We start from the raw sequence: 16,801 nt of genomic DNA on the forward strand, positions 1-16,801 counted from the left end.
TCAGGCCTGCAAAGCCGGGGATTCTGCGACTGCCCGACCGGGCCCGGGAAACTACCGGGCGGGCAGCTTGAGCGCGAGCTCATGGGCGGCCGCGGTCAAGGCGGGCACCATGGCGACCAACTCATCGCGCGAGAGCCGAAATGACGGGCCTGCCACCGAGATCGAGGCGATGGCCACGCCGTCGGCGCCGAGCACCGGGACGCCCACCGCTCCGATGCCCTGCTCGTGCTCTTCGTCGGCGACGGCGTAACCGCCGGCGTGCACCCGGGCGATCTCCGCGGCGAAGGCGTCCCGATCGGTGATGGTGTTGGGCCCCAGCTTGGGTAGTTCAAGCGTCGCCACCAACTCCGCCGACTGCGCGCGCGGCGCGTAGGCCACCAGCACCTTGCCCATGGCCGTGCAGTGCAGCGGCCCGCGCGTGCCCGGCTCACCGATCACGTTGATCTGCCGCGGTCCGTGGATGTGGTGCAGGTACAACTGGTTCGTGCCGTCGAGCACCGACATCAACGTCGACTCCTTGGTCTCGGCAGCAAGGCGCCGCAGGACGGGAAGCGCCACCCCGTCATAGCCGCGTGCCGCCGAAACACGTTGCGCCAGTGCGAAAACCGTCAGGCCGACGCGGTATCGCTTGGACTGCTCGTCGCATTCGACATAGCCTTCGCGTGCCAGCGTGGCGACCAGGCGGTGCACCGTGGAGAGCGGAAAGCCCGTCTCCCGGGCCAGTTCGGTCAAGGTCCGGCCGTCGAGCGGACCGTCCCCGATCGCCCGCATGACACACAGCGCCTTACCCACCATGTCGGTGCGGCTGACGGGTTGATCGTTGGCGGCGCTGGTCACGCCGCCACTGTAGCACTAACACTTCCGCAATGCGGAAGACTCATCCACACTTCGGAAGACATACTTGACGTGGGTCACAGGCGTCTGTCAGTGTGTTCTATGTTATGGAAGCTACTTCCATATAGCGGAAGATATTTTGGAAAGGAGCCCGCGGTGGCCGAAACCTCCAGCACGCCCGCCTCCGGCGGAGCAGTCATCGGCACCCAGCGCTGGTCGCGGCTGCTGCCGATCGTGTTCATCACCTACTCGCTGGCGTACCTCGACCGATCGAACTTCTCGGTCGGCATCGCCGGCGGCATGAAGGAAGATCTCGCGATCTCCAGCGGCATCTCGGCACTCATCGGCGCCGCGTTCTTCCTGGGCTACTTCCTGTTCCAAATTCCAGGTGCGATCTACGCAGAGCGCCGCAGCGTCAAGAACCTGATCTTCTGGTCTCTGATCCTGTGGGGTGTGCTCGCCACCGTGCAGGGCGTGCTGCACAGCGCTGCCCTGCTGATCATCGTGCGATTCCTGATCGGCGTCGTCGAGGCCGCGGTACTGCCTGCGATGGTGATCTTCCTGTCGCACTGGTTCACCAAAGCTGAACGCGGACGCGCCAATACCTACCTGATCCTCGGCAATCCGGTGACCGTGCTGTGGCTCACCGCGGTGTCGGGTTACCTGATCGAGGCGACGTCATGGCGCGGCATGTTCATCCTCGAAGGGCTCCCGGCGATCCTGTGGGCCTTTGTATTCCGCAAGCTGGTCCAAGACCGCCCGGAACAGGCCACCTGGCTCGGCGAGACCGAGAAGCGCACCCTGCTCGAGACGCTCGACGCCGAACAGCGCGGGTTCCAGAAGTCGCCGGGCGGCTATCTGCAGGCCCTCCGCTCGCGCAATGTGGTGCTGCTGAGCATCCAGTACTTCCTGTGGAGCCTCGGCATCTACGGTTTCGTGTTCTGGCTGCCCTCGATCGTCAAGAACGGCACCGGGCAGGGCATCGGTTCGACGGGCCTGATCGCAGCGGTGCCCTATGCGTTCGCGGTGGTCGCCATGCTGCTCAATGGGCGGATCTCGGATAAGACTGGACGCCGCGGACGCTGCGTGTGGCCGTGGCTGCTGGTCGGCGGGCTCGCGTTCTACGGCTCCTACGTCGCCGGAGACCACTTCTGGGTCGCGTTCGCGCTCCTGGCGGTCGCGGGCGCCTGCATGTATGCCCCATACGGGCCCTACTTCGCACACATCCCCGAACTTCTCCCCCGCGATCAGGCCGCGCCGTCCATCGCGCTGGTCAACTCGCTGGGCGCGGTCGGCGGATTCGCGGGCAGCTACCTGGTCGGTTGGCTCAACGGGCTCACCAACTCCACCGATGCCTCGTTCCTGTTGATGGCGGCCTGCCTGCTGGTGGCGGCGGGCATCATGTTCCTGGTCAAGGCCCCGAAGCCGACCGCCGCAGCCAACCAGCGGATTGCCGCATGACCGCCCGCAGGATCGCCCGGATCGCCCATCCGGGCGGTATCGACCACGCCACGGTCGAGCCCGACGGCTACGCGCTGATCGATGATCCGTTCGTAAAATGCTTGCGCCACAACGGAACCGTGGTGCCGAGCCGTGATGCCCGGCTGCTGGCGCCGGTCGCACCGCGCACGGTCGTCGGCATGGCACACAACACCGGGCCTGCTGATCGGCAGCTGCCGCCGCAGGCTTTCCTCAAGCCAGCCACGACCGTCATCGGGCCCGGGTCGCCGATCCCCCTGCCGACAGGGCTGGGCCGAGTCGACGCCGAAGCAGAGCTCGCGGTCGTGATCGGCTGCACCGCAACACGACTGACCTTGTCCAACGCTGCGGAGCACATCCTCGGTATCACGGTCGCCAACGACGTCACCGCCCGCGATCTGCAACACAGTGACCCACTATGGTTCGCGGCCAAGGGTTTTGACGGCTGGACACCACTCGGGCCATGGATCGCCGCCGGCGTCGACCCGGACGATCTGCAGATCAGCCTTCAGGTGGACGGGATCGACCTGCAGCCCGCAGGCACCGCCGATTTGGCTCGGTCGGTGCTCGAATGCCTGGTCTACGTCACCAGCGTGCTGACGCTGCACCCCGGCGACGTGGTCCTCACGGGAGCACCCGGTGGCACCGGAGCCATCACGGCCGGGTCGACGGTCACCGCCGCCGTCGCGGGCGTGGGCGAACTTCGCAACCCGGTCGTGGCGGCCGAGTCTCAGAGGGAGGTGGCGTGATGAGCCCACACACGCTCGACGCGGTCACTTTCGGCGAGATGATGGGCATGTTCGTGGCGACCTCGCCCGGCCCGCTGCACCAGGTGCGCGGCTTCGAGCTCGCGCTGGCGGGCGCGGAAGCCAACGTCGCGACCGGGCTGGCCCGGCTCGGACACCGGGTCGGCTGGGTCGGGCGGATCGGGGCCGACCCCATCGGTCAGTTCGCCGTCGAACAACTGGCGGCCGAAGGCGTCGACGTGTCGCTGATCGGCACCGACGACACCGCAGCCACGGGGTTCCAGCTGAAAAGCATGGCGCAGGGCGGCGATCCGGAGGTGGTGTACTTCCGGAAGAACTCGGCAGGCAGCCGGCTTGCGGCGTCCGAGGCCACCGACACTTATCTGGCAAGTGCCCGGCACCTGCACCTGACGGGTATCCCGTTGGCGCTCTCGGAAACCACCCGGGCGTTCGCGTTCCACGCGGTTGACGTGGCCCGCAGCGCGGGAGCCACCATCTCGTTCGACCCCAATCTCCGTCCGGCACTGTGGGCGTCGGAGAACGAGATGACGACGGTCATCAACGACATGGCCGGCCGCTGCGACTGGGTCATGCCGGGGCTCGCCGAAGGGGTACTGCTCACCGGGGCCGCAACCGCGTCCGGGGTAGCCGAACACTATCTGCGGCAAGGTGTTTCCCGCGTCGTCATCAAGGACGGCAGCCGCGGGTCGGCCATCCACACCACCGACGGCGTATGGCGTCGCCCGGTGTTTCCAGTCACCGTGGTCGACACGGTCGGCGCGGGTGACGGTTTCGCGGCCGGGCTGATCAGCGCGCACCTCGACGGCCTTGACCCCGAAGCAGCGCTGGCGCGGGCCAGCGCCGTCGGCGCGTTGGCCACCACATCTCCCGGCGACAAGGACGGGTTGCCGACCCGTGCCGCCCTTGACGCGTTTCTCGCCGCCGCCCGTCCTCACTGCGAACCCACCCTACGAAAAGGAACCGTTTCCGCATGGAACTGCAGATAGCCCTGGACCGCATGCCCGCCGCCACGGCGCTCGACGTCGCCGCCGCAGTGGCCCCGCACGTCGACTGGATCGAAGTCGGCACGTCGATGATCAAGCGTGAGGGCGCGGCGTTTCTGACCGCCGTGGCCGCCGCAGCGGGTGACACGCCGGTGCTCGCGGATCTCAAGATCGCCGACGACGCGCGGTGGGAACTGACGATGGCCTACGACGCCGGGGCCCGGTCGGCGACCGTGCTGGGACTGGCGCCGGCCACCACGATCGACACCGCAGTACAGGTCGCCGACGAGCGCGGGCGCGAACTCGTCGTCGATCTGATGGGCCTCGACAGCGCCGCGCGTGCGGTGTTGGCCGAGCGGTTGCCCTCCGACATCGTGCTGGCGGCGCACGTCAGCAAGGACGCACAGGGCCACGGCGCCACGCCGCTCAGCCAGCTGGGGCCGTGGGCCGACGGCCGCAGGATCGCAGTGGCCGGCGGCCTCGGGGTCGCCGACATGCCTGCGTTGGCGGGCAGGGACATTCGCGTGATCGTGGGTTCGGCGGTGACCTCCAGTCCCGATCCGCTTGCCGCGGTGCAGGAGCTGCGCGCGGCGGCCGCTGCGGAGGCGCTGCGATGACGAGCGCAGAACTGGTATCCACCATCCTCGGCGAAATACGCGGTGTGCTCGGCACTTTCGACTACACGCCGCTCGACACCGTCGCCGATGAGCTCAACTCGGCAAGCCATGTCGTGGTGGCGGGCGAGGGCCGCTCGGGCTTCATGGCCAAGGCCTTCGCGATGCGGCTCATGCATCTGGGCGTGCCGGTCCACGTCGTCGGCGAGACCACAACGCCCGCCCTGGGCGGCGAGGATCTGCTCGTCGCGGTGTCCGGATCGGGCACGACCGCGAGCACGGTTCGTGCGGCGGAGCAGGCCAATGCCGTCGGGGGCCGGGTGATCGCGGTTACCACCGATCCCGATTCGCCGCTGGCGGCCACCGCCGCGACAGTCGTGCACATCCCCGCGGCCACCAAATACCGCAAACCCGGTGAGGCGGCCACCATTCAGCCGCTCTCCAGCCTGTTCGACCAGGTGTGCCACATCGTGTTCGACGCGGTGTGCCTGCGGCTGGCGACATTGCGCGAGGTGGACAACGCGGCGGCGCGGGCCGCCCACGCCAACACCGAATAAGCTGCGGCACCGCTTCCGAGGTCAGTGGGAGCGCGGCGGGGTCAGCAGAGCGATGGAGGCGTTGACTGCCTCCTCGGCGATATCGCTCATCGACCCGCCGTTCTCGACGGTGTTCGCCGTCAGCTCCCGCAGGCCGCCCAGCAGCATGATCGCCCGCGGCCGCGACACCTCGACACCGGCGCTGTGGAATTCCTCGGTGTCGGTCATCGCCTGCACCATCACCACGAAGTTCTCCATGACCTCGCGTTGCAGGTCCCGCGCCGTCGCACCCAGCGCCGGTACGTCGCGGATCCAGCTCAGCATCAGCTCCGGTCGCGACTCACCCGAGGCGATCCAGGCCTCGACGGCCTGGCGGACCTGCTCTCGCCACGGCGCGTGCGGATCCACCGCGGCGGCGATCTTCTGCACCTGCTCCGCGTTGGCGGCGGTCAGCAGCGCCACGAAACACTCCTCACGGCTGGCGAAGTGCTCGTAAAAAGTCCGCCGCGAGGTACGCGCCCGGCGCACGATGTCGGCGACCGTCGTCTTCTGGTACCCGTCGGTGGCTATCGACTCTTCGAGTGCCTCCAGCAGGCGCGCACGGAAGTCGGTCTTGTCAGCGTCACTCATCCCGGGCAGCCATGGTACTGACCTGCCCGCCTCTCAGCGGCGGACCGTCGGACTGTGACCGACGCCGGACTGCGGCACCGTCGCGTTCAGGCCGGGCGGATTGTTCTGCAGGAAACCCAGGCAGGTCCCCAGATGTCCGGCGACACACGGGACGCCGTTGACGATAGGTACCGGGCCGCCCGAGCGCACGTCGGTGCTGTCGGTATCCGACGGCTCGGCGGCGGCTGCGGGGGCGAGGACGAGCGCGACGACCCAGCAGCTCAACAGGCCCCGGAACAGCCACGCACAGTGAGCCATCTCGTCACGCTTTCCTCGGCGTATATCCGTAGCGTAGTCGCGCTGTTTCAGCCGATGGCCGTCATCGGGCTCAGCACATCCCGAACGAATTGGGCGATGTTCACCGACGGGTTGCCGTCGGGGAAGCTCACCGTGGCCAGCATGTTTGCGCCGGCATCGGCGAAGTTCTGGTCGGCACGGCCCTGATGCGTCGACGACGTCACCAGGATGATGCCTGAGGTGCCTGCCGCCTTGGCCAGCGGAACCGAGAACTGCGCGTTCTGCACGGTGCTGCTCGCCTTGTCCTCGACGATGATCCGGTTGGCCGGAAAGCCCAGGGTGAGAAGAAGATTGCGCATCTGAGACGCCTCGGTCCGACCGTTCTGCGGGTTACCGCCGGTGACGATGACGGGCGATTGCGGAAAGGCCTGGGCGATCGCCAGACCGGTGAGCACGCGGTGGTAGAGGATCGTGCGCATCGAGCCGTCGGGCTTGAGTCCGTAGCCGAGGATGACGATGGCCGGCTTCGAGAAGTCCTTGCCTGCGGGCGGCGGTGCCGCCGATGCAATGCTCGAGGTGAGCCCTCCGCACGCGACGGCTATCGCGAAAACCGCCGTTGCGACACCGATTTTCAAGCGACGTGTCATCTGATTCCCCCAAACAGCTGCGACACCTGTGCTTGTCGTTACCCGTGAGCCTGATGTTACCGATCGGGTAGATGTGGTGAATTTGACCGCTTAGGGTGAGCGTCGTGAGCTGGCTGCATTTCGTGCCGTTCCTGGTCGCACTGGCCATCGGGCTGCTGCTCGGGTTTGAGCGGGAACGCAGCCACACCCGCACTCTGCCGGCCGGCTCTCGCTCATTCGCGCTGCTGGCGCTGGCCGGAGCCGTCGCGGCCGCGATCGACCCGTGGGCCGTTGCGGCCGGCGCGATCGGCGTCGCCGCATTGATGACGGCCGCCTACGTGCGCACCGGCACCGACGATCCCGGAACCACCACGGAGATCGCCGGGCTTGTGGCCTATCTGCTCGGGGCCCTCGCTTATGGCCGCCCGGCCGAGGCCGTGGCACTCGCCGTCGTCGTCGCCGGCCTGCTGGTGTCCAAGGCCCGCATCCACCGCTTCATCCGCGAGGTTGTCAGCGAGATCGAACTTGAGGATGCGATCAAGTTCTTCGTCGTGGCGTTCGTGATCCTGCCGCTCCTGCCCGACCGGCCGCTCGGTCCGTACGGCGTGCTCAACCCGGCGAAGGTGTGGCTGCTCGTCGTCCTTCTCACCGGTATCGGCTGGGTGGGCTACATCGGTGTGCGCGCCCTCGGCCCGCAGCGCGGTCTGCTGGTCACCGGGATGGCCGGTGGTTTCGTCTCAGCCAGCGCGACGACCGCATCGATGGGCAGGCTCAGCCGAACCGAAGCCGGCCTGCGTGCCCCGCTGGCCAGCGCGCTCGTGGCGAGCCTGGCCACGTTCGTGCAGCTGCTCATGGTCATCGGCGTGGTCGACATCGATGTCCTGCGGCGCCTGTGGCCCCCGGTCGTCGCCGGTGCGCTCGTGCTGGTGGCTGTCGCCGCGTTCGTCTACCGGGGCGCAGGCGGATCCGAACAGGACACCCACGAAGCCCCGGCTCAGCCCACGAGCCGCCCCTTCGCGCTGCGGCCCGCGATCGTGCTGGCCGCGGTGCTGACCGTGGCACTGCTCGTCAGCCGCTGGGCGGCCGACGTGCTCGGCCCCAACGGGCTGGTGCTCACCGCGTTCGCCGCGGGCCTGGCCGACGCGCATGCCGGTGCGGTTGCCGCTGCGAGCCTGGCCGCCACCGGCGCGGTCACGGTCGATGCCACGCTGATCGCGATCGGTGCAGCTTTGGGCTCCAACCTGCTCGTCAAGACGATACTGGCCTTCACCTCGGGAGGCCGTCGCTTCGGGCTGGCGTTCTTGGCCGGAATGGCCGCTCCCACAATCGTGTTCGGCGTCGCGCTCACCTTGGCCGTGACCCTGGTCTGAACGGTCCGTCCGGCCAAGCGGATTCCCGCCGACATTGAACGCCAAACCCTCTCGTGCCGTGTCACCTAGGTACGGGCGTGCGAAAGAGCACGTCCCCAACACAGGCAGGTGATAACGATGCGCACGCTATTGGCAGCAGGTTGCATGGCGGGCATCGCCCTGATCGGCACCGCGGCGCCGGTTTACGCGGACAACACGACTCACAACAACAATTGTCAGAGCATCGAAGCCAACGGCGGTGGCACACCCGGCAATTCGGCGACATCTCCGGGTTCGGTGTTCAACGAGGGCGGCATCAACAGTCCGCTCGGCGGGAAAGGTGGACAGGCCTACAACAGCGCTCGGCAGGGCGCGGGTGCGCCGTCGCAGTACGACACGGCATGCGCCAAGACCACCGCCAACGGCACCGCGACACCGATGCAGACCAGCATGTCGCCGACGCAGATCAAGAACAATTCGATCGCCACCCGCAATGCCACCGGGGTGGTGTCGCACACCGGCAAGGGCTGACAACCACGGGTTGCTGGCGAGCACGGCCATCGCGTTGGCGTTAGGCCGCGCTGATCGCGATGGCAGTTGCCGGCCGTTGACACACGGCTCTTCCCAAGGAAATTGACAGGCTATCGACAGCCGGGCAATTCGCTTTCTGGTCAGCAGATTTCGAAGCACCGCACGGCACGCATCGGGCGCAGCAACACCGAGGCTCCGCGCACACTGGAGGTGTCTGCGCGGTCGTGCTACGTTGCCGTGGGGGCCGATTACAACTGTTTGCCAGGGGTGGGTATATGAGTGTTGCGGTGCGGCTGATCGCCGTCTTGTTGATTCCGTTGGCCGTGCTCATGGGCGGGTGCGGGTCCAAACACAACGCCGCATCAGGAGCGAGCTCCCAATCGATCCCGGCGGATCCGTCGGGCGATGCCAGCGACGCGGCAGGCATCACCGAGTCCTGCCCGGCACAGCCGACCACGTCGTTCGCCAAGACGAAATTCGTCATGCACAGCGGTCTGGCCTTCGGCATCTTCCATCGGTGGCTGTGGAAGCCTTATCAGGCAGGCACATTCAAATCAGGCGCGAACGGCCGGATCACCGCGTTCATCAAAGGCGGCCTGGCGGCCCTCTTCATCAAGCGTGAAATCCGGCTGGCCAGCAACGACGTCCAAGCCGACCCCAAGCTGTGCAGCGCGCTCATCAAGCCGCTGGCGAAGGTCGGCGACACCGTCAAGGCCGCGTTCGACAAGCTCAAGGGCGGCGATGCCAGCGGCGTCACAGACCTGAACTCCACCATCGGCTCGATCGAATCGACCTCACAGAGCGACGGCGTGCCGATTCAGGAAGACGAGAACGCCGATATCAGCAAGCGTCCGGCGTAGCCGCCACGGTGATGACCGTCTTCCCCGGACGACGATCGGCCGGGTCGAACGCCTTCGGCGCGTCGGACAACGGAAGCACCGCCCCGACGCTCGGGGACAGCCGGCCGTCACGCACCAGGCGCTCCAGCGCAGCCAACTGCTTACGATCCGGTTCGACGACGAAGAAGACCGCCGTCGCCTTGTCGGGATACACCCGCGGTGGTTCGACGATGGTGACGAGCGTGCCCCCGGGGCGCACCAATTCGGCTGAGCGATCGAGAATCTCGCCACCGATGACGTCGAACACCACGTCGACCGCACCGACGTCCTTGAGGTCGTCGGCCGCCAGGTCCAGGAAGGTATCGGCGCCCAGCCCCAAGACGGCATCCCGTTGTCCAGCTCGCCCGCTGCCGATCACCTGCACCCCGGCATCGTGCGCGAGTTGCACCGCGAGGGAGCCGACGGCACCCGCGGCGCCATGGATCAGCACCGTCTGGCCGGCTTCGACCCGGGCGTGCTCGAAAAGTCCCTGCCATGCCGTCAAACCGGAGATCGGCAGCGCTGCCGCGACGGTGTGGTCGATGCCCGCGGACAGCGGGGCGAGGTTGCGCGCCTCTACCGCAACGTATTCGGCGAGCGTGCCGTTGCGGGCCCAGTCGGTGATGCCGAAGACACGTTGCCCGATGGTCAAACCGGTTGTGCCGTAGCCCAATTCGACGACAACGCCGGATACCTCGTGGCCGGGGACGGTCGGCGTGCGGTCGCGACCGGCCCGGTCGGTCCATGTTCCGGGCCAGTCGAGTTCCCCCGGCGTAAACGAGGCCGCATGGACGCGGACGACGACATCGTTCTCGGCGGCATGTGGATAGGGCATGTCGGCCAGGGAGAGACCCGAGATCCCGGCCGAACGGTCTTGCGTGACGATCGCTTGCATCGTTCCTCGTTTCAGTCAGTTGGCATGTTGACGGGCGCTGGGGTGGCGCAGGTGGTCTCGAGCCGCAATCTCCGCGGGCGTGAGCATCGTGATCATGTCGACGTCCGGAGCGCACAGGCAGACCGCGAGAAACCGGCACCATCGGTCGGGCTCGAGGTTGACCATCTGATAGTGCACGACCTCACCGCCGGGCTCCCAGAACGCCTCGCCCGCGACGATTTCCCGGGGTTCCTCGCCTTCGAGCTCGAACAACATGCGGCCCTCCAGCAGGTAGCCGAACACCGGCCCGGAATGGCGGTGCGGCGCCACGCCGGCGTCGGCGGGCGGCAGTTCGACCAGCTGCGTCATCGCATGGGCGCCCTCGGGAATCCGTGGTGGTGTGACCATCAGCAGGTCGGCGATCTTGGTGTTTCCGGCAGCCAGCACAGTCGGTCCTTTCGCTCGATGCTTCCATCACACCGCCCAGGTGTCATCAAGTCCAACGAATGCTTTTGATACTTTCCATCTACGTTATTGATAGAAAAGGGCCATGGAACTGCGCCAGCTCGAACACTTCGTCGCCGTTGCCGGCGAGCTGAGCTTCTCGCGGGCCGCCCACCGCGCCCACGTCGTCCAGTCCGCACTGTCGACGTCGGTCGGCAAGTTGGAGAAGGAACTCGGCGTCGAGCTGTTCGACCGGTCCCGCCAGCAGATCAAGCTGACCCCGGCGGGGGAACTGTTCCGGGAGCACGCCGGACGTGTCCTGCAAACCGCTCGCATCGCCAAGGACTCCGTCGGCGATTTCCGCGGCCAACTGACCGGAACGGTGGATCTCGGCGCCCTCATCACGTCTGGTGCGCTCGACGTTCCGAAGGTACTCGGCCAATTCCATCGCGACTATCCCCGGGTCCAAATCCGGTTGCGACAGAGCCAAACCGGTTCCAGCGCATACCTGTCGGCCATCGCCGACGGCTCACTCGACCTGGCGCTCGTGTCCGCACCGGACAGGTTTCCCGGGCGCATCCAGATGCACCTACTGCGCGAGGAGCCCATGGTGTTCGTCTGCCGCACCGATCATCCGTTCGCCGCACACAACGAGATTCCTATCACCGAACTCACCGGCGAGGACCTCATCGGATTCCCGCCGCAATTCGGTCTGCGACGCCTCGTCGACGACGCGTTCGCCGCCGCAGGCGTCACCGCGCACACACCACACGAAGTGGCGCTTGAGTATTCGATCGCGGCCGAGTTGGTGCGCCACGGCCTCGGCACCATCTTCATGCCGGCCAGCGAAGCAGCCCGCTTTCCCGACCTACGCACGGTGCACGTGCTGCCCGCGGTGATGTGGAAGATCTATCTGGCGTCAGCCGAGCAGTCCAAGCTCGGGCCCGCGACAGCCAAGCTCGCCGAGATGCTGCTCACGCTCGCCGACGACTGACGCCTCGCCGAGATCGACGCTATGGTCGCTGCCGAGCGTCGTCAGCAGCCCTGGCGTCGATCTCGCGGAGCACCTAGCGACGGTTGTAGAAGGACTCGACGTGTGCGTGCAGTGTCCTATACATCGGCGGGGCCTCGTCGGCCGCGGTGACCACTTCGATGTACGCGGCACCGTCGGTTTGCCCCGCAGCCTTGAGCGCGTCGTCGAGCGCACCGCACGTGCTCACCCGCGCCGTGAACCACCCCTCACAGCCCAGAGCTCGTGGAAGCTCCGCGTAGTTCCACGCCGCGATGTCGTTGTAGGCCAAAGTCATGTCTTTGCACAGCATTCGCTCACTGAGATAGCCAGAGTTGTTCAGCACCATGATGATTGGGTTCAGCCCGTGCCGGCCGAACTGGCTGATCTCCTGTGCGGTCATCTGGTGTGAACCTTCACCGGTGATGAGGATCAAGCGCCGATCCGGTGCGCCGACGGCGGCGCCGAACGCCGCAGGAGTCGCCCATCCGATGGACGCCCACAGCGTCTGATTGTGAAACTCCGCGCCCGCGGGCAGTTGTGCGAACGCCAAACCGAGCGAGGCGGTTCCGGTGTCGGTGAGGATCACATCATCGGGCCGGAAGAACTCCGCCCACCGCGGATACAGCGTGTCCGCGGTGATCGGGTCCTCACCGCCACCGTGGATCGGGCCCAGCGTCTCGGGAGAGATCACCGGCACCTCAGTGCGTTTGGTGACCCGCTCCGACAACTGCGCCAGGATGTCGGCCATCTCGACGTTGCGGTATGTGACCGAACCCACTGTGGTGCGGTGGTGCCCGATGTCGACCATCGTGGCCGCGTCCAGCCGGATGGTGTTACCGGCAGTGTTCCCGTCGGTCAGCATGGCCCCGATCATCACCACCGCATCGCACGATTCGACGAACGCCCGCACCGGTTCGTCCATCAGCCGGCCGACATACATTCCGATGTAGTTCCGGTGATCCTCGCCGAGTACCGACTTGTCGGCGAACATCGTCGCGAACGGCAAGCCGGAGGCGGCCACGAACGCTTCCGCTGCAGCCGTCAACCCCAGCCGACGTAGCAGCACCCCAGGCAGCGCACACGCCTGACCAGCGTCCTTCAGGACAGCGAGCACGGCATCGGTCGCCGCGGCGAGAGAGGTGGGATCGCTGGTCGCGGCTTGGGTCGGCCCTGCTGCGCCCAGCACCGGCATATCGGCGACATCGCTAGGAATCGCCATGTAGACCGGGCGCCGATGGTAGAGCGCTGCGGCGATGAGACGTTCCGTCTCCGCTACCGCGTTCTGCGGTGTCATGATCGCGCTCGCGCACACGATGGGCTCGGCCATCCGGTGGAACAGATCGAATTCGCCGTTCCCGAGCGTGTGGTGCACCAACGACCGCGCCTCCTGCGTCGCCAAATTGGGTGTGCCCACAAGATGGAAGACCGCGAGGTGCTCGGCATAAGCACCGGCAACGCCGCTCATCGCCGCCAATTCGCCCACCCCGTAGGTGGTGCACAGTGCGGCCACGCCGCGCATGCGGGCATACCCGTCAGCGGCGTAGGCGGCGTTGAGTTCGTTACAGCATCCGATCCAGTTGAGCGCCGCGTGCTCGACGATCGCGTCGTTGACCGGAAATGCGTAATCTCCGGCCACCCCGAAGATGTCATCGACGCCGATCTCGTTGAGTCGGCTCAAAATATGTTGAATCACGGTCTCGGCCATCACGTCACCTCGAATAGACGCAGTCGGGTGCCCTCTGTAGGCGACACCCACTCAGACACCCGGCGCCAAGCCGACCATTTCGCACCACCACCCGGCGTCCCACCGATGGCCAGAAAGGTGACGTTACCTGCGAAGACCGCGTACCAACAGGCCGTGACGCTGGGAAACCGCCGTGCGCCTTCCGCCTTAGCGAACCCGTCGCCGAAATCGACGCCACGGTCGCTGCCGAAGGTTCTCAGCAGCCCTGGTGTCAATCTCGGCGCGGCGAGGGCTATGCGAGCGGATCGAGCCGGTCCGGCGGGACGACGCTGCACGAACTCACCGCGGTCTGATTCCGGCCACCGGCCTTGGCGCGGTACAGCGCCTTGTCCGCCGCGTCGAGCATGTCCGTCAACTGGGCCCGCACGTCAACGGCTGCGATGCCGAAGCTCGCCGTCACCGTGGTGAGTGCGCTGCCGAACTCGCCGGCCTGATCAGCCATCCGGCCCCGAACCGACTCAGCCCAGTCGACTGCCGACTCCACTCCGACGTGTGGCAGTAATACGGCGAATTCCTCGCCACCGATGCGGCCCACCAATGGTCCCGTCGGCGATCCGGTCAGGATCCGTGCGAATGCGATCAGCACCCGGTCACCGCCCGCGTGGCCCAGGGTGTCGTTGACCGCCTTGAAATGGTCGAGGTCCGCCAGGATCAGAGCACATCGGTCGGCGCTTGCCAACGTCGTCTCGGCGTGGCGGTTGAACCCCCGGCGATTGAGCAGGCCGGTCAGCTCGTCGCGATCGCGCTGGGATCGCAGTTCCTGCACCATGTCGACGACAGTGACGGCCAGGAGCGTGATCATGCACGCAGGCAAGACGATCGTGCTGGACACGATCAAGCACAGCTCCAGGTTGGACTGCATGTAACTGTCCAGGTCTGCCCGCGTCACGAGCTCGCGTGGAATGGCCGAGAACGGGGCCACCAGCACACCGATGGTGAGGGCGGCCGCCAGCAGGAGCGTAGCGATGAGCGCGGCCCGATCCGGACCGGTTTTCGGGGCATGCCGACGGAGCCGATGCGCGACGGTGAGAAAGAGCAGCGCCGTAACGAGGTTCTGGGTGACGACCCGCCCGACCAACAGCGGTGAAACGTAGGCGAAGTACCAGACGACCATGACCATCACGACGAGGTATCCGATGACGGTCCGGCGTGAGAGACGCTCACCGATGCGCCGGAGCAGACCGTCGGCCAATAACGCCATGGCCGTCGGAAAGAAGACGCCGTGGATCGAGGAGGCGAACGCCGCCGTCGTCGGCACCGACAGCGCGACTGTCCCGGCGATGTACGCGGCGATCGCCCCTGCGAAAGCCAGGGCGCTGGTTCTGCTCCGGTCGACAGCCCAGACAACGAAGAACAGCAATCCGACGCCGGCCATCGCGAACGATCCCAGGTCGACAGCGAGCAACCACTCGTCAGACAAGGCCACCCTCCAGCTGGCTACGCCCATGGCGATCCGGGTGACGCTCGCGCGCCATGAGCCGTCCCAGGCCGGCCCAGTATCCAGTGCTTTCTACCAGACCGGCGCTGCCGGTTCGGCGGCAACGCACATTGTCATGGAGCTGCCATGCGCAGCAAGCATCGCCGAGTCGAGCACCGCCGACCGCTGATATACGGAATGCCGTTGCGATACAACGGCCCAATGCGACCTCGCGAGGTATGAACCGCGTCGTGATCTACACCTGACGGGCGTGGTCGGCATCTGGTCAGCAAGCTGACGGCGATCGTCGACGTCGTCGCGAGCGCCTGGTCTGACTCCGGGGCCTCCAGCGCACCGACCGCCGCCGCGGCTCTCTGCCAGCAATCCCGGATGGCTCCGAGAACAAAGTGACCTGGCACGCCAGCGCGGGCCCGACCGGCCACTTGGAGACGAGCTCCTCCACATACAGAAAACCCACCGTCACCGGTGGGCTCTCTCAGTGGCCAGGGCCGGGATCGAACCGGCGACCTTCCGCTTTTCAGGCGGACGCTCATACCAACTGAGCTACCTGGCCGGAAGGCGTCGGTCATTCCAACCGAAATGCCTCGCCGTGATGGCGACCCTGACGGGACTTGAACCCGCGACCTCCGCCGTGACAGGGCGGCGCGCTAACCAACTGCGCCACAGGGCCTTGCTTTCCTGCGTTGCTCCGCATTACTGCGTAGCGTACCCCCAACGGGATTCGAACCCGTGCTACCGCCGTGAAAGGGCGGCGTCCTAGGCCACTAGACGATGGGGGCCTAATCCGAATCTCTCCGGGGTACTCACTACGTTGTCCGTTGGGAGCTTCGATAGCTTAGGGTACGGATGCCCAAATCCTCAAACCCAGTGGTAGGAGGCCTAAAGTGGGCGGCTGAAGACACCGTTGCGCCCACCAAGTATCCTGTCAATTCGCGCCCCTATAGCTCAGTTGGTAGAGCTACGGACTTTTAATCCGCAGGTCCCAGGTTCGAGCCCTGGTGGGGGCACCAGACCGATCGTCCAAGCCGGGAGGCTGCCACACGTTGTGGCCGCCAACGTGAGCTCGGCCGGTATCGCCGCGTTGTCAAGCCTACGTTCGTTTTTTTCGCAGGTCGTAGGTTCGAGCCGTTGCAAGCGAGCGGCCTTTCGCGGTCACCCGACTTGCACCCCATCTCGGGGTTGTTCGGCAGCCGTGCAGCCGCCTCACTTTCGCGCTTCACGGCCACCTGCCCGGCTGCGCCGGGCCTTACGGTCGGCTCCACGCTTGACGGCGGCCCCGACTGGGCCGACGACGCTATCAGGTTCCTCGTAGCGTGCGAGATTGATCGCGGCGTTGTCGTCACGCTGGTGAGTGATCGAACAACTACCGCACCGCCATGTATCTGCCCAACCGATCTCTTGGACGTGCCCGCAGGCATGGCAGGTCTTCGACGACGGGAACCAGCGGGTAGCGACCACCAACGTAGACCCGTACCAGCCCGTCTTGTAGGACAGGTGCCGGCGTGGGGTGCCCAGGGCCGCATCGGAGAGTCCGCGCCGTCTGGCGCGGGCACCCGATAGTCCCTGTTGACGCAGCATGCCGGCCGTGTCTAGACCTTCAACAACGATGCGGCCGTGGCTTTTGGCCAATCGCGTTGTCAGGACGTGTAGGTGATGGGTGCGGACATCGTTGACCCGGCGGGGTCAAGTCCCGGGACGTGGTGTACGACGTCGTCGTGTGATTCTTCGTCGTGGTGGTTCAGGCGGTCAGTGCCGCAGGGGTGTTCTCCTGTTCTGTCGGGGTCTC

The 16,801-nt window shown here is 66.5% G+C and carries 17 protein-coding genes, 4 tRNA genes and 1 pseudogene; 10 read left to right on the forward strand and 12 right to left on the reverse strand.

Translation table 11 applies throughout. The features are described 5' to 3' along the window. Positions 1–51 precede the first annotated feature (51 nt). A complete protein-coding gene (locus RMCB_RS03915; RefSeq protein ID WP_036424037.1) occupies positions 52–837 on the reverse strand; it encodes an IclR family transcriptional regulator in 786 nt (261 codons plus the stop codon). Between the two features lie 153 nt (positions 838–990). On the opposite strand from RMCB_RS03915, the gene RMCB_RS03920 reads away from it, so the two are divergent. The 5 genes from RMCB_RS03920 to hxlB are packed head-to-tail and all read left to right on the forward strand — an operon-like array spanning position 991 to position 5,234. Then, positions 991–2,295 carry an MFS transporter gene (locus tag RMCB_RS03920; RefSeq protein ID WP_029369804.1) on the forward strand — a complete coding sequence of 435 codons (1,305 nt, stop codon included), beginning with the start codon at positions 991–993 and terminating at the stop codon, positions 2,293–2,295. Beyond that, positions 2,292–3,062: a fumarylacetoacetate hydrolase family protein gene (locus tag RMCB_RS03925; RefSeq protein ID WP_062827704.1), complete on the forward strand. Its 771-nt coding sequence runs from the start codon at positions 2,292–2,294 to the stop codon at positions 3,060–3,062. The genes RMCB_RS03920 and RMCB_RS03925 overlap by 4 nt, the downstream gene beginning before the upstream one ends. Further along, positions 3,062–4,066 carry a sugar kinase gene (locus RMCB_RS03930; protein WP_062827705.1) on the forward strand — a complete coding sequence of 335 codons (1,005 nt, stop codon included), beginning with the start codon at positions 3,062–3,064 and terminating at the stop codon, positions 4,064–4,066. Before RMCB_RS03925 ends, RMCB_RS03930 begins: the two co-directional genes overlap by 1 nt. Then, positions 4,051–4,680 (forward strand): orotidine 5'-phosphate decarboxylase / HUMPS family protein, encoded by a 630-nt coding sequence (locus RMCB_RS03935; protein ID WP_062827706.1) that lies wholly within the window; start codon positions 4,051–4,053, stop codon positions 4,678–4,680. The genes RMCB_RS03930 and RMCB_RS03935 overlap by 16 nt, the downstream gene beginning before the upstream one ends. Beyond that, complete coding sequence (gene hxlB, locus RMCB_RS03940; protein WP_062827707.1) at positions 4,677–5,234, forward strand: 6-phospho-3-hexuloisomerase; 558 nt, start codon at positions 4,677–4,679, stop codon at positions 5,232–5,234. The genes RMCB_RS03935 and hxlB overlap by 4 nt, the downstream gene beginning before the upstream one ends. Before the next feature lie 21 nt (positions 5,235–5,255). On the opposite strand, the gene RMCB_RS03945 is transcribed toward hxlB, so the two are convergent. Genes RMCB_RS03945 through RMCB_RS03955 form a run of 3 tightly spaced genes read right to left on the reverse strand, consistent with a single transcriptional unit; the run spans position 5,256 to position 6,766 of the window. Next, positions 5,256–5,843 carry a TetR/AcrR family transcriptional regulator gene (locus RMCB_RS03945; RefSeq protein WP_062827708.1) on the reverse strand — a complete coding sequence of 196 codons (588 nt, stop codon included), beginning with the start codon at positions 5,841–5,843 and terminating at the stop codon, positions 5,256–5,258. Between the two features lie 33 nt (positions 5,844–5,876). Next, positions 5,877–6,140 (reverse strand): hypothetical protein, encoded by a 264-nt coding sequence (locus RMCB_RS03950; RefSeq protein ID WP_234791983.1) that lies wholly within the window; start codon positions 6,138–6,140, stop codon positions 5,877–5,879. Positions 6,141–6,187: 47 nt separating this feature from the next. Beyond that, the gene (locus tag RMCB_RS03955; RefSeq protein WP_062827709.1) at positions 6,188–6,766 is read right to left on the reverse strand and encodes a YdcF family protein; all 579 of its coding nucleotides are present in this window, start codon (positions 6,764–6,766) and stop codon (positions 6,188–6,190) included. Positions 6,767–6,870: 104 nt separating this feature from the next. Here RMCB_RS03955 and RMCB_RS03960 point away from each other — a divergent pair, with 104 nt between their 5' ends. The 3 genes from RMCB_RS03960 to RMCB_RS03970 all read left to right on the forward strand — a co-directional run bounded on the left by RMCB_RS03960 (position 6,871) and on the right by RMCB_RS03970 (position 9,485). Next, the gene (locus tag RMCB_RS03960; RefSeq protein WP_062827710.1) at positions 6,871–8,115 is read left to right on the forward strand and encodes an MgtC/SapB family protein; all 1,245 of its coding nucleotides are present in this window, start codon (positions 6,871–6,873) and stop codon (positions 8,113–8,115) included. Positions 8,116–8,232: 117 nt separating this feature from the next. Then, positions 8,233–8,625, forward strand: coding sequence for a hypothetical protein (locus RMCB_RS03965; protein WP_131805482.1), 393 nt, complete (start codon positions 8,233–8,235; stop codon positions 8,623–8,625). Positions 8,626–8,900: 275 nt separating this feature from the next. Beyond that, a complete protein-coding gene (locus RMCB_RS03970; protein ID WP_062827712.1) occupies positions 8,901–9,485 on the forward strand; it encodes a hypothetical protein in 585 nt (194 codons plus the stop codon). On the opposite strand, the gene RMCB_RS03975 is transcribed toward RMCB_RS03970, so the two are convergent. Both RMCB_RS03975 and RMCB_RS03980 read right to left on the reverse strand, forming a co-directional pair. Then, positions 9,466–10,398, reverse strand: a complete 933-nt coding sequence (locus RMCB_RS03975; protein WP_062827713.1) for an NADP-dependent oxidoreductase — start codon at positions 10,396–10,398, stop codon at positions 9,466–9,468. The two genes, RMCB_RS03970 and RMCB_RS03975, sit on opposite strands and share 20 nt — an antisense overlap. A 15-nt stretch (positions 10,399–10,413) precedes the next feature. Continuing rightward, a complete protein-coding gene (locus RMCB_RS03980; protein WP_062827714.1) occupies positions 10,414–10,824 on the reverse strand; it encodes a cupin domain-containing protein in 411 nt (136 codons plus the stop codon). Positions 10,825–10,927: 103 nt separating this feature from the next. Here RMCB_RS03980 and RMCB_RS03985 point away from each other — a divergent pair, with 103 nt between their 5' ends. Beyond that, positions 10,928–11,815, forward strand: coding sequence for a LysR substrate-binding domain-containing protein (locus RMCB_RS03985; protein WP_062827715.1), 888 nt, complete (start codon positions 10,928–10,930; stop codon positions 11,813–11,815). Between the two features lie 73 nt (positions 11,816–11,888). Here the strand turns inward: RMCB_RS03985 and RMCB_RS03990 are convergent, their stop codons facing one another. The 5 genes from RMCB_RS03990 to RMCB_RS04010 form a co-directional block, all read right to left on the reverse strand. Then, positions 11,889–13,538 carry an alpha-keto acid decarboxylase family protein gene (locus RMCB_RS03990; protein ID WP_062827716.1) on the reverse strand — a complete coding sequence of 550 codons (1,650 nt, stop codon included), beginning with the start codon at positions 13,536–13,538 and terminating at the stop codon, positions 11,889–11,891. A gap of 271 nt (positions 13,539–13,809) precedes the next feature. Beyond that, entirely contained in the window at positions 13,810–15,003 is a 1,194-nt protein-coding gene (locus RMCB_RS03995; protein ID WP_062827717.1) for a GGDEF domain-containing protein, read from the reverse strand. Between the two features lie 491 nt (positions 15,004–15,494). Continuing rightward, positions 15,495–15,568, reverse strand: a tRNA-Phe gene (locus RMCB_RS04000). A 40-nt stretch (positions 15,569–15,608) separates the two neighbouring features. Then, a tRNA-Asp gene (locus tag RMCB_RS04005) sits at positions 15,609–15,685 on the reverse strand. A gap of 36 nt (positions 15,686–15,721) precedes the next feature. Continuing rightward, positions 15,722–15,794 (reverse strand) — tRNA-Glu (locus RMCB_RS04010). 155 nt (positions 15,795–15,949) lie between these two features. Between RMCB_RS04010 and RMCB_RS04015 the strand changes: the two genes are divergently transcribed. Then, positions 15,950–16,025: transfer RNA gene (locus RMCB_RS04015), tRNA-Lys, on the forward strand. A gap of 193 nt (positions 16,026–16,218) precedes the next feature. On the opposite strand, the pseudogene RMCB_RS04020 reads toward RMCB_RS04015, so the two are convergent. Further along, positions 16,219–16,695 (reverse strand): annotated as a pseudogene (locus RMCB_RS04020) (zinc ribbon domain-containing protein); the annotation flags it as partial. Between the last annotated feature and the right edge of the window lie 106 nt (positions 16,696–16,801).

It is taken from the genome of Mycolicibacterium brisbanense (genome assembly GCF_001570425.1).
Taxonomy (GTDB): Bacteria; Actinomycetota; Actinomycetes; order Mycobacteriales; family Mycobacteriaceae; genus Mycobacterium; species Mycobacterium brisbanense.

Bases quoted from the DNA above. Each gene is read 5' to 3' on its own strand.
- RMCB_RS03935 (WP_062827706.1), top strand. From the start codon at position 4,051: ATGGAACTGCAGATAGCCCTGGACCGCATGCCCGCCGCCACGGCGCTC.
- RMCB_RS03965 (WP_131805482.1), top strand. From the start codon at position 8,233: ATGCGCACGCTATTGGCAGCAGGTTGCATGGCGGGCATCGCCCTGATC.
- RMCB_RS03990 (WP_062827716.1), bottom strand. From the start codon at position 13,538: ATGGCCGAGACCGTGATTCAACATATTTTGAGCCGACTCAACGAGATC.
- RMCB_RS03975 (WP_062827713.1), bottom strand. From the start codon at position 10,398: ATGCAAGCGATCGTCACGCAAGACCGTTCGGCCGGGATCTCGGGTCTC.
- RMCB_RS03970 (WP_062827712.1), top strand. From the start codon at position 8,901: ATGAGTGTTGCGGTGCGGCTGATCGCCGTCTTGTTGATTCCGTTGGCC.
- RMCB_RS03930 (WP_062827705.1), top strand. From the start codon at position 3,062: ATGAGCCCACACACGCTCGACGCGGTCACTTTCGGCGAGATGATGGGC.
- RMCB_RS03950 (WP_234791983.1), bottom strand. From the start codon at position 6,140: ATGGCTCACTGTGCGTGGCTGTTCCGGGGCCTGTTGAGCTGCTGGGTC.
- RMCB_RS03925 (WP_062827704.1), top strand. From the start codon at position 2,292: ATGACCGCCCGCAGGATCGCCCGGATCGCCCATCCGGGCGGTATCGAC.
- RMCB_RS03955 (WP_062827709.1), bottom strand. From the start codon at position 6,766: ATGACACGTCGCTTGAAAATCGGTGTCGCAACGGCGGTTTTCGCGATA.
- RMCB_RS03985 (WP_062827715.1), top strand. From the start codon at position 10,928: ATGGAACTGCGCCAGCTCGAACACTTCGTCGCCGTTGCCGGCGAGCTG.
- hxlB (WP_062827707.1), top strand. From the start codon at position 4,677: ATGACGAGCGCAGAACTGGTATCCACCATCCTCGGCGAAATACGCGGT.
- RMCB_RS03945 (WP_062827708.1), bottom strand. From the start codon at position 5,843: ATGAGTGACGCTGACAAGACCGACTTCCGTGCGCGCCTGCTGGAGGCA.